Annotated in this window: 6 protein-coding genes; all 6 read right to left on the bottom strand. The window is 37.5% G+C overall.

Annotated features, from left to right (window positions below):
- Positions 1 to 28: 28 nt before the first annotated feature.
- The 6 genes from KKC46_06305 to KKC46_06280 all read right to left on the bottom strand — a co-directional run bounded on the left by KKC46_06305 (position 29) and on the right by KKC46_06280 (position 12,517).
- On the bottom strand, positions 29 to 3,745 hold the full coding sequence (locus tag KKC46_06305) for a hypothetical protein (protein MBU1053427.1): 3,717 nt from the start codon (positions 3,743 to 3,745) through the stop codon (positions 29 to 31).
- 57 nt (positions 3,746 to 3,802) lie between these two features.
- A complete protein-coding gene (locus KKC46_06300) occupies positions 3,803 to 7,600 on the bottom strand; it encodes a PKD domain-containing protein (protein MBU1053426.1) in 3,798 nt (1,265 codons plus the stop codon).
- 437 nt (positions 7,601 to 8,037) lie between these two features.
- Entirely contained in the window at positions 8,038 to 8,604 is a 567-nt protein-coding gene (locus KKC46_06295; protein ID MBU1053425.1) for a PEP-CTERM sorting domain-containing protein, read from the bottom strand.
- Positions 8,605 to 9,462: 858 nt separating this feature from the next.
- Positions 9,463 to 11,190, bottom strand: coding sequence for a chloride channel protein (locus tag KKC46_06290; GenBank protein MBU1053424.1), 1,728 nt, complete (start codon positions 11,188 to 11,190; stop codon positions 9,463 to 9,465).
- The gene (locus KKC46_06285) at positions 11,187 to 11,873 is read right to left on the bottom strand and encodes a PTS sugar transporter subunit IIA (protein ID MBU1053423.1); all 687 of its coding nucleotides are present in this window, start codon (positions 11,871 to 11,873) and stop codon (positions 11,187 to 11,189) included. Before KKC46_06285 ends, KKC46_06290 begins: the two co-directional genes overlap by 4 nt.
- A gap of 20 nt (positions 11,874 to 11,893) precedes the next feature.
- A complete protein-coding gene (locus tag KKC46_06280; protein ID MBU1053422.1) occupies positions 11,894 to 12,517 on the bottom strand; it encodes a formylmethanofuran dehydrogenase in 624 nt (207 codons plus the stop codon).
- Between the last annotated feature and the right edge of the window lie 161 nt (positions 12,518 to 12,678).

Below are 12,678 nucleotides of genomic sequence, written 5' to 3'. Positions count from 1 at the left end.
AATTTTATTCTATATAACATAGGTGCATCTAAAACCCTGCATTAACGACAAAAGGTAATTCCATTCCACATCTTTTCAAACTATCTCTTACCCAATCGCAACAGTTATGCTTAATGAATTTATAATCACTACCAGCCCATCCAGGTATTAGTCCATTTTGGTATTTAAGGATATTATTCCGTATGCATTGGTCTTGACAATTCTTATTGTTTCCACCACCTTTAGCTTCTTTACATTTGGTTGGTTTATTTGGATTAATCTCTCTATGGACACCATTGTCATCATAACCCCATGAGTCAGATTTGTTATTATTAAATTGCAAATAACAATGCCGCGGTGGGAACACCCAAGCGCCACCCCTCTGCCACCATTTACTACCGAATTCAAATGGCCTTTTACAAGCAATGACCTTTAGTCCTAATGGATCAATATTATTAATAGGATTATTTGAAGAATATATATAACTATTTAGTCCACCTCTAAGCCCAATGGGATCCTCAGTAATATATCTTCCAAATTCGGAACAATAAAATCTATTAATATTATATGCCAAATTACTTTCAGAATCAAAATACTGGCCCGGATATCGGAAATTATAAGTGATATTCTCAACAGATATCTCTATCATTCCAAATGCTGAATATGAAGCTGCCCAAACAACATTATCTGATTCATCTTTGATTATATGTGGCGCTCCTAAATGATCAGATTGTATATTATATAAAATATTAGCTTGATAATCATATAACAAACATGGATTTATATCTCTCTCACCATAGAAATAGTTCCTTATTAAATTACCATCAGAATCATACTCGCCTAAAAGATGATTTCCGTCATATATAAATTTTATTGATTCACCGTTAATTTGTTTTTCAATCCGTTTCCCTTTCACGTCATATTTATAGAATGACTGTATTCCATCTTGTGGAACAATAGAAATGAGTTGATTCTCATAATTATAAGCATAATTAGTTATAAAATTATTTGAAGACAAATGCCGCATATTTCCATTGTTATCATAACTGAATGCTTTCTCACCGCTGCTTATTAGCTGGTTTCTATTGTTATAATTCAAAGAAGCTTGATTAATCGCTGACAACCTGTTGCCCATCGAATCATATGCAAACAACTCTTGAGATGTATCTGGATAAATAATTTGAGTTATCTGATTATTATTATCATAAAAATAATTTGTTGTACCGGCAAGCAATGTTTTTGTTACTATATTTCCAGTATTATTTAATGAATTAAGCTGATTATATATTATGGTTCCATCAGCATTATAATTTAAAATCTGTTGCAAATTACCCGTTCCATAATAACTGTATGTTGAATAACTGCCATTGGTATAATCTTTTCTGATAATTCTATTCAAAGAATCATAGCTGTAACTTACTCCTTTCCCATCAGGTAATTGTAATTGCGTCATCAAATTTGCAGTATTATAATTATAGCTAATTGTTAAATTTTCGGGAGTTATTGTTGTTAATTTATTGCCTCTTGCATCATACGTATATGTTATATTTTTCCCGTTCATTGACGTTTGAATCAATCTACCAGCAGCATCATAAGAATAAGTATTCGTGGAATTATCATTAGATTCCAGTATCTTCCTATCAATAAGATCATAGGCAAAGTTTGTTATGCTTCCATCTGAATATGATTTTGATATCATTCTATTCAAACTATCATAAGAAAAAGTAATTATGCTGCCGTTAGGGTCGGTTTTTCCAGTCAGGTTTCCCAATACGTCATATGTATAAAAATATGATACTCCATCAGACAGCGTTTTATTCGTTAAATTATTGTTAGCGTCATAACTGTAAAGTGTCTTATTGCCATTTTTATCGGTAAAGGAAATCATATTCCCATTTGCATCATAAGCAAGTGATACATGGCTTCCTTTGGGGTCAGTTTTTCCAGTCTTTCTTCCAAAGATATCGTAAGAAAACGTCATTTGAAGACCATTGGCATCGACAATGCTTATTATATTATCATTATGATCATAAGAAAAATTTTGTATGTTGCCAATAGGGTCAGTTTTCTGAATTATCCTATCATATTGATCATAAGTAAAACGTATCTCTGTGCTATCGGGGAATAGAATAGTAATTCTATTCCCATTAGCATCATAAAAATATTGAGTTACATTGTTAAGTGGGTCTTTCACGGAAAGTAAATTTCCCATAATATCATATGAAAAATTGGTAGTATTTCCATTTCCATCTATCATTGAGAGACGATTCCCTGCATAATCATAAGTGTACTTTGTAATATGTCCTAACGGATCTATCTCGCTTAACAAATTCCCACTATTATCATACTCATAGGATGTAATATTACCTAATGAATCTATTAGACTAACCAAATTTCCATGTTCATCTGAAACATAGGAGGTAGAACTTTCTAAAGTTCCGCCAAACCCCCTAATAATGGTTGTTAAATTCCCTTTACTATCATATTCATACCTTGTAATCCTTCCCAAAGGGTCAGTTTCAGATTGAACTAAATCAGTCCCAGCAACATATGAATAATTCCAAGTATTCCCTAATGGATCGGTCTTGCTTGCAATATTTCCTTCTGCGTCATATGTATAAGTTGTCCGGTTCCCATTAAAATCCTCTTCCCAATCCACACTTGTTGCGGTAATCTTATTAAGCTGTAACTGCTTTGTATTACCCAATGGATCGACTACACTTTGTATCACACCAACATCATTAAAATAATAAGTCCACTTGTTTCCATGAGAATCTTTCTTTTCTGTTCTGTTGTCAAAATACGTAACGGTGTATGTCTCCCCTTTTTCTTTAAAAGTAGAAACCCTGGGGGGTTCATGGGTATCATACCCCACTGTCTCAATTGTATTTCCTCTTGCATCAATAATCTGTGTTAAAAAATTATTGCTGTTGTATACATACTGCATCGTATTTCCCAGAGGATCTGTAACCGAAATCAGATTTCCGTTTTGATCATAGGCATAGCTTATACTTCTACCGAAATTATCTGAAATAGAGGAAATCTTACCATTTGGTCCAAGCTGAAAATCCACATAATTCCCGGATGCATTGGTAATACGACTTAAACATCCAACAGAATTATAAGAAAAATTTAATTCATTATCATTTCTGTCAACTATTTTGTTAATCTTGCCGTCAATTCTCAGTTCATATTTTAGCCCGTTTTTTTCATTAATCGTGTAAGTATTATCACCATTCTTTATTAAATCATAATTAGCGCCATATTTTGTAAGGCGCGTCAAAGTGCCGTTGTCATCTTCTTTATAAAAGTTCTTTTCTCCGGTTTGCAGAAGCACTCCAATTATTTTCTCATTATGCTTATTCCTTGTAATGATTAGCTTTCTTCCAAAGTTCAAAGCCCAGCTATACCCAAGTAGACTTGAAGTCCACTCCTGGCTATTATATGTTCTTGTAATTTTTAAGGATGGACCATTCCCTGCAAGCATTAGATCTGTAAAAGTTTTTTGGTATCGGCCTGTGTTGGCATAAACCGGGCAAACCTTACAAAATAATTCACAACATTCCTTTGAAGTATATTCTCCATGAAATACCCCTTCATTATTGTATTTACCCCAACCGTTGTTTCCACCGGAAGGATTCACACACTTATGCCCCTGATCCCAACTCTTATTATAAGACCAAGCGCTATTTGATACAGCCAGAAAGGATAGTAATGTCAGTAACAAAACCGACTTTATTACAATATTAACATTTTTTCCCGTCATTTTATCACCTCTCCTTATAAGCTCTATTGAGATGCAACTTTATATATATAAATATTTTTAATAATCTATCCGAACCAGCGTATATCTGAACATCGATGTATTCCCGCCTGCATCTGTTGCAACCAGGCCGATCCGGTAATCCCCTATGTCAACATATTCGCCATTATTGTTTTTACCATCCCAGAAGGCAACATTCGCTCCTTCTGATACACTACCCATATTGGATGACCTCAGCAAAGCGCTTGTCTCAATACTGTATACCCGAAGCTCCACCGAAACTACATCTTCAGAAATATTATAGTTGATAACCACCCCTTCACCATTACCATTCTCATCGCATTTTTCACTAAACGGGCTGTAATAATTTGGATCTGCACTGACATTACTGATTTCGGGCCTTCCGCCGGTCATTACCATTGAATTATTAGGCAGACTATAGCGCCATGCGCCGGTAATTAGAAGATCTCCAGAACCTGCCTGGGCAATATTTCCATTATCATCCAATCCATCCCAATAGATGGTATGCGTACCTGCCGGAAAGGCTTCTCTGTTTAATATCGTTCTGATTCTTGTGGGATCTGATCCACCCCAAAGCGGCCCGATAAAAAACGTCACTTCTTGTGCACTGCAAAGCGTAAACGAATAAGCTCCTTTCTGATCATCGAAAGGGCTAAAATTTTCTGTCCAGGTTCCTGATCGGGTATTACAACCGCTACTTATCGGAAAGTCAGATCTTGTTCCGCCGGTAGTATTCGTCAAATCATAAGTTACAACCTGACCATCAAGTATATACTGCATAACTGCATAATAAACGCCATCATTCACAGCAATTCCATTATCATCTTTGCAATTCCAATAATCAGCATATGAGCCCATATTCCTGTTTTCATTATTCACAAGGGTTCTAACCACATTTCCATCAGCATCTTTAATCAAAATTGACACCTTTGATCCGGCGCTTATGGATGTATTGATATTGGTGCCTATTGGTTCAGGGCTTCCCGGCATCAGAGTGCCATCAGAATAGAATTCATTAATTCTCACATAATCATTATTGGCGCTTGTAATAGCAGTAAGGCGAAGCCTCGTTGCGTTCCCTAAAGCAGGTAGTGAAACTGTAGAAGTAGTTACACTTGGAAAATTAATCTCCTGTGAATAGATAAGACTGTTATTATTATCATAAACATCAATTCTTGCTCTAGACATTCTATATGATGAAGAATACCATCTTACAGAAAAGCCATTCAATAATTGAGGAGTATTGTAGGCAATTTCAAACCATGTATTAACACCATAATAGGGGGTTTTTCTATAAGCTGATTGCCATCTTGAAGAGGTATTCCCATCAATGGCCTTGTCAGGCGAATAGGATGAATTATATTGGCTGCTGGCGCTTGCCGTCATTCCGGCACCCAAAAATCCTACCGAATTTTTCTGAATAGATAGGCTTGTCTGTACATTCACCGTAATCAAAATCTGATCAATCCCCGTTAACCCGGTTGAATCCGTAACCCTAAAAGTGGCAGTATGAGTCCCGGCTTCCGTATAAGTATGCGATGTATTTCCGGATGTTGCAGAAGACCAGTCATATGTGCCGTCACTTTCAAAATCCCACTCATAAAGAACCACATCATTATTCGGGTCGGTAGCGCTACCGTAAAGATTAACATTCAAAGGTGCGTTACCATTTGTCGGGTTTGCCGAAGCCGTTGCAGTAGGTGAACCAGGAGGTCCTGTTCTTATTACTGTGGTCATTGCGTGAGCCGTTGCCGTTAGACCACTGTTATCCGTCACTCTGAATACAGCACTGAAAGTTCCTATGTTCGTATATGTATAGCTGGTATTTCCGGTTGTAGTAGAAGACCAGTCGTAGATACCATCTCCCTCATAGTCCCACTCATAAAGGACAATGCTACCATCACTGTCATAACCCGAACCTATCAACTGAACTGTCAGTGGCACCTCACCGTTTGAAGGTTGCACATTTGCCGTAGCGGTCGGCGGATTGTTTTGAACCGTTATGGTTACTGTTGCTGTAGCCGATTCGCCGGTGCTGCTTTTAACATATAATACGGCATTATAGACTCCGGGAGTGTTATAAGTATGGTTATAATCTCTTGCAACCGTATCATATGTATCCCAGGAACCATTGCCGTCAAAATCCCATCTGAATATTTCAATAGTACCTGCAGGGTCTTCGCCATCCGTACTAAAATAAACTGTTAGTGGGGCTGAACCACTAACCGGCGTGGCACCCGGAATTGCCCTTAGAATGCCGACAGTGAAATTTGAGGTCTCAATAGCTTCATTGCCGACAAGGTCACTCACCTTCACAGTCAGGCTATTGCTACCCACGGGAAGCGGCAAGCTGGAAGCGATTTGATAACTGGCGTCGGTTTCCGTTACGGTAAAAGCATTTGTCATATCAGTGCCGTTGATCTGGGCATAAAAAGTTGATTTGTCAATTCCTGAATCAGCATCACTGAAAATGACTGTTATTAGCGGAGTAATAGTATTTAGAAATGCCCCATCAACCGGGTTGGTAATGTTTATTGTAGGAGGAGTTGACTCAGGAATAATAGCAAAGCCGTCAATTTCATATCCATACACACCAAGATCTGCAAGCGTTAGAAACTGACTGTTTGCACTATTCCCGTCCGATAGAAATATTCCTGAATTGTCAGAGCGGCAAAAATAAATCTCATTATCATAACCAATATGTATACATTTCAATTGAACTGTATTATCAATTCCAAGTTGGTTATTATATAGATAAGACCAATATGTATTTCCCCCAAAGGACTCATTTACATCAGCCTGACCCTCAATTGAGAAAACCACGGAACCATCAAGCCCTATGTGCTCAGCACTGATCCGGTCTGTCTCAGCAAGACCCAGCATGGTGTTGTTAAAATAAACATCTTTGTTTTCATCTCCAAAAGATCGTAATATGCCGCCTTCACTGGCCAACGAAAAAAATACATCATCCCCGTTGTCAACCTTGCTCAGGGCTACTATATCTGAAAAATCGGATAATCCAAGATTCCATCCGCTCATATATTCAGCGTAGGTTCCGTCTCCTGGAGAGGCAAATATCCATGGATTTCCTTCAACCGAAAAAATATAACGAACAGGTGCCGTACTGCTAAAGACGGTAAAATTGGCAACAGCAGTACCCGTGTTGCCTGCATTGTCTTCAATTGATGCTGAAATAACATGACTTCCCTGGGCAAGGGGCGTCACAACCTGATATGTTGCAGAAGAATCCGTAATAGTAAAAAAACCGGAGTAATCCGTTCCATCGATTTGGATATAGAAACTACTTAAATTGCATCCTGTGCCCGCGTCACTGAAATTTAAAGTTATATACGGTGTATCATCGCTTATAACAGAACCGTTTAGAGGATTGGATATGCTTATTTCAGGCGGGCCGGCAGCATAAACAATAACACTAAAAGAAAATCTTGCACGAGTCGGATTGTTAAAAAACCAACTCTTGGAGCCTGATGTACTTTCGGGGTACAGTTGACCCCCTGTAATTTCAGAATCATAAAGATAATATGGTTTCCCGTCAACCGTGGTGCCATCTGGGTTATTAACGGTTACAGCATCTGTTGAAATATTATCAAATACTACCCAAACCGGTGTCTCTAAATTATGCGAACCTTTATTGTATAAAGAAACGTTCAGATAGTTGACACTTGTACTGCGGTCATACATCATCCTTGATTGTACTAAATCGATTTCCCCGGTCACTTCGGTTGCAGCAGAAGCTATTGCAGAAAGGCTAAGCAGAAGCAAAACAAACAATGAAAAAACTATAAATCGGCAAGGTGTCGAACTCTTCTCTTTCATATGAACCCCCTATAAAGTCCATCAGTTAAAACGGAATGTATTGAAATGTGGAGTTTAATATGTAGCATAAAACCCTTACTCAGCAAAATTTAAGAAGTCAATATTTATTTTCGAAAACATTTATAGAATAAGCTAAAGCTGCATATCAATATACATAAATAAACCATGAAAACTTGAATATTGGAAATATTGTAGCTTGTAGTACTTTCCTCCCCATTAATTCAGGCCATCACCTATTTTTTAAAGGCTTTTTATATTCATATCGCTATTGGCCAAAAATAAAAAACCGGGCCGCAAAAGTTATTTTAAACTTCTGACAACCCGGTTATTCTTTCTTTGAGAATCCTTGGGTTTCCGTACTGTCTTTTTCTAAAAAGAACAATTTTAAAGCAAACAGGCAGTTTGGCTTTATCAGAAGTACAATTTAAATAGTATATTTATAAATTTTTAAGAAATTTTCTTCTACCGATACAAAACAAGCCCGCTAATCCGGTACCCAAGAAAATCATGGTTCCCGGTTCAGGAACGGAAGAACTTGTTTGAATATTAATATTTGAAATAGTGCCATATGAGTCATAACCCCAATCATTTGCCTCGAAACCAAAAGCCAAATCTATTACTGAGCCCTGATATGGAGTCATATCAATTGTCCATGATCCGGAAAAAATTAAATCATCCGTTGTAGAACTATTATAACCCCCAAATTCCTTTTTATAATCTGTAAAATTAATGACAGCAACAAGCCAGTCATCATTTTCAGGACAAACTGTAAATGAATAGTCAAAGGTAAGTTTTGTTGCTGAGGGTTCTACATAAAAAGCAGGATGATAAAAATAAAAAGCGGAAAAAGAAGTATCAGCTTCAGTAAATGTAACCACACCACTGCTTTCAACTACTCCCGTTTCTGCCACAAAAGTACTTAAATCAACTGGTGTTGCTAATAAGATATTTGCCCACAATAAAAAAGTTATACAGGTCAAAAAACAAATCAAAATGCGCTTCATGAATAGGTTCTCCTAACTCTCACTATCGAATAATGATAAGTGAAAACATTATAAGATAAATTGCTAAACAAAACAATAGGGTACGATATATTATTACTATTATAATGCAACAATAATGTGGTTTTATTTTTCAAAGCAATAATTGGGCCAAAATATATAACTAATTAATATTATATAATTTATAAAAATTATGGATTCAATGTAATCCTTGAAGTGTAAAGAAATCCGACATATTTATAGGTATAATGGAAAATATTGATTTAAAATAAAATGACTAAACAATATACTTTTGTAAGTTATATTCTATATATTTATGATAGTTATATTTGCCTTTGAATTATTTATTTAATTTTGCTTACTATTAGTAATTACTATCAATAAAATATAATTGACTGAAATTATATGTAATAGAAATATAGAATAACTTTAAACAGAATTTTTATAAAAATATGTAAAGAAATCCGACAGTATGTTATGGCATATTGTATAAATAATATAATAAATATATGAATATATTAAATTACCAAGATGTTAACTATGTTTGGAAGAATATTGGAATATGTAAAGAAATCCGACAGTATGGAATTGGTGTGTAAAAACTATATTGGTTTTTATAGAACTTTAGGTAAGATTGCTATCTAAAAAAATGGCTTTGCTCATATGAGCCAGTTTCAAAACGCCCCATTTTGGCCGATCTCAGCGTTGGGCTCAAATTTTAATCCTCGAAATACGCCATGTATTCCTGCGGTTAAAATTTTCGCCCGCCTTGAGCTTGACCAAACTGAAACATTTTGAAAGTGGTTCATATTACATATTCTTTTGAAAATCGCGAAAAGGAGTTTTTCAGTAACGACTGTTTCAACTTTCTATGGTTTGCACCAGCAGCTCTTTTCTGTAATGATCCAATATAGTTGCTTTTGAAATCATACCCATAAACCGTTTGTTTTCAACAACAGGTATGCTGTAAAGGCCATTGTCATCCATTATTCGAAGGATTTTTAACAGATCATCATCGGTTGTAACCGTCAACACACTCGGATCCATTATCTGTTCCACAAATACAGTATCATACATTATGGAATCGAAAAGATATGGCCGGATATCATCAAAAAGCACCAGGCCCATAAAATGTTTGCTTCCAGGGTTTTCCACCGGATAATAGTTTCGATGTGAATACTTAACGATTTCTACAAACTCCCTTAGAGACATATCCGGTCTTACAGTGGTAACATCTTTTTCAAGAAGTTCCGAGATGCTTAAATCCGTGAGTACCCTGGCATCGGTTCCCGGTCTTAAAAGCTGGCCTCTTTCCACAAGATCCTTCATATATAAAGAGGCCGGTTCAAAATAATGGCATATTGTTGCGGCAAGAGAAGATGTTATAATCAACGGAACAATCACTTCATAGCCGCCCGTAATTTCAATAATCAAAGCGATACCGGTTAAGGGCGCCTGAAGTATGCCTCCGATTAAACCTGCCATGCCCAGGAGCGCATAGCAGCCTTCCCCCGCAAGATTGAAATTAGGGAAGAGATAGGAAAGTCCTCTGTTGTAAGCAAGTCCTGCAAAACTTCCGATAACCAGGCTGGGGGCGAAAATACCTCCTGAGCCGCCCCATCCCAAAGTAAGGGAGGTAGCAAAAATTTTGGCAAAGCAGGCGATAGCCACAATACCAGCCCCTTGTGTGTAAACTCCTTCTATCATTTTTCTAATGGAATGGTATCCTTCACCAAGAACATCCGGCAAGAAATAACCAAAAATGCCCACAGCACAGCCTCCGATAGCAGCTTTAACCCACAGAGGCAATCTGACTTTTTCACAGCGTTGATGCATTACTCTCAAAGATCTTGTCATTACAATGGACAAAAAGGCGGCTACCAGAGCAAGCCCAACACAGGCTATCAGATCATGAAAAGAGAGATTAAAAACATGATGGCTAAAGGCGATTTGATTGCCGGCCAGCAAACGGCTTATTTCCGTTCCCGCAACCGAGGCAACAGCTATTGGCACAATTTTTTCTGTTGACCATTCCCCAAGAATAACTTCCATAACAAAAATCAGTCCGGTAATCGGAGCGTTAAAAATTGATGATATGGCTCCGGCAGCACCGCAACCCACCAAGGTTATCCTTTGTCTCTCATTCAAGGAAAGTAAACGGGCGATATTGGAGCCAATAGCAGCTCCGCTTACTACAACCGGCGCTTCCGGCCCTGCTGATCCACCAGTTCCTATAGTCAGGCAGCTTGAGACCAGCCGGGAGAAACTTGAGCGCAGGCGCAGAAAACCTCCGTATTTGGAGATAGATTTAATTACTTCCGGAACTCCGTGTCCCGGCTCTTCCCTGATAACTTTGTTTAAGAAAAGAGAAGACAAGGCTGCCCCTGCTGCAGGGAGAAGAAATATCCACCAGTAAGATCTATAGTGACTAAAAAACTCCAGCATGAATTCCAACGACCGGTTCAAAGCAAATGCCGCAATTCCGCTGAATACTCCAACAACCATGCCGGTAATTATAAGTAAAGGCCGGTCATCATGCCTTAATGCTTCCCATTTTAGCGGAGATTGTCGTGAGAATATGTTTCTCATTTATCGGTCTTTTCCAGGCGTTTTTCAAACGTGTCTATCTTTTCGTAAAATATTTCGGGTGTGGGTGAGCTGTTTAGAAAATTTATAAATGAATTATCCCTTAAGCAAAAAGATATGCGTGACAGAATATACAGATGAGATTTAACTGATGGACATACAATCAAAAACATTACTGTTACCGGTTTCCCGTCTATTGCGCTAAAATCAATTTTATTTTTTAAAAAACAGGTGCTGATAAACGCTTTAGTATCAGTACCTGTCATAGGGCTTCTTGGGTGAGGAATGGCAACACCTTTCCCGATACCTGTGGGAGTTAAATTCTCACGTTCAATCAGCTTATTATATAGTATTTCTTTGTCATACTCCGATATATCCGGGACAAGGGATACAGCATTTTTTAAAACTTCGTTAGCGCTATCTCCTGGGATATCATAGTGTAGTCCACCACGTTTCATCGCTAAAGTAAGTGCGTTTTTCTCTGATTTTTTTGTATCATTTCTGTTATGATCAGAAAGTGTGAAGTTGATATTGTGCTTTTGGGCCCATTTATCTAAAGCTTTTTCATCGAAGATGCAAAAACCTTCTGATTGCCTGACAGGAATCTTGCCCTGGCGAATCCATCGTTCTACGGTAGATTGTTGAATATTGAGACAAGCTGCAAATTCAACGGGTTTTAATTTCATTTACTTAAGCCTCGCATTGCTTAATTTGAACAAGGAATGCAGATTAATTTACTGTTTTCTTCTGGAACCATCTTAGTTTTCATGGTCATTTCACCACATATGGCACATGCTATGGAAGGTGCCAGAGGAGCATATGGCGGCATGAAAAATTTAATCTCTTTAGTATAAAAAACTTCATTAAACGGCCTTGAAAAAAGATCGACAGCTTTTAAATATTTCTGGCGGGCTTTTTGCCGTTCATTTGCTGTTCCGTCAGAAACCGCTTTTTCAAGCTTATTGAACTCATCTAAGTTTTTACCGCTGTAATTATATTCGGTTATTCTTGAGAATCGGAAAGCTTTTTCTTTAAAACGGTTTATAACAGTATATGCATTTTTCCCGTAATCTTTAATTATCAGATTACCTTTGCCTGCAGTTGTACCAATCATTACCTGAAGCCCGTCAACTGCGCATGAATCATTCTCACAAATGGCTACAACCTCTTCATCAATTGAGCGTTTAATATCAAGCAGCTTTATACTCTCTTTTGCGACAACATAACCGTAAACAAGACCTGGACAAAGATGCCCATGAAAATCAACACATTGCTTAAGATCAAAGGGTATTTCGGTTTCCGCTTTATCGGATTGTGATGTGTTTTCCATAAAAAAATCCCCTTATCAATAGAGCCAGTTTCAAAACGCCCCATTTTGGCCGATCTCTGCGTTGGGCTCAAATTTCAATCCTCGAAATACTCAATGTATTCCTGTGGTTGAAATTTTCGCCCGCCTTGAGCTTGACCAAACTGAAACGTTTTGAAAGTGGC

The organism is Pseudomonadota bacterium (genome assembly GCA_018817425.1).
In the GTDB taxonomy this organism is placed as follows: domain Bacteria; phylum Desulfobacterota; class Desulfobacteria; order Desulfobacterales; family RPRI01; genus RPRI01.
The sequence above is the reverse complement of the archived record's forward strand: the minus strand, read 5'-3'. Positions and strand labels throughout refer to the sequence as shown.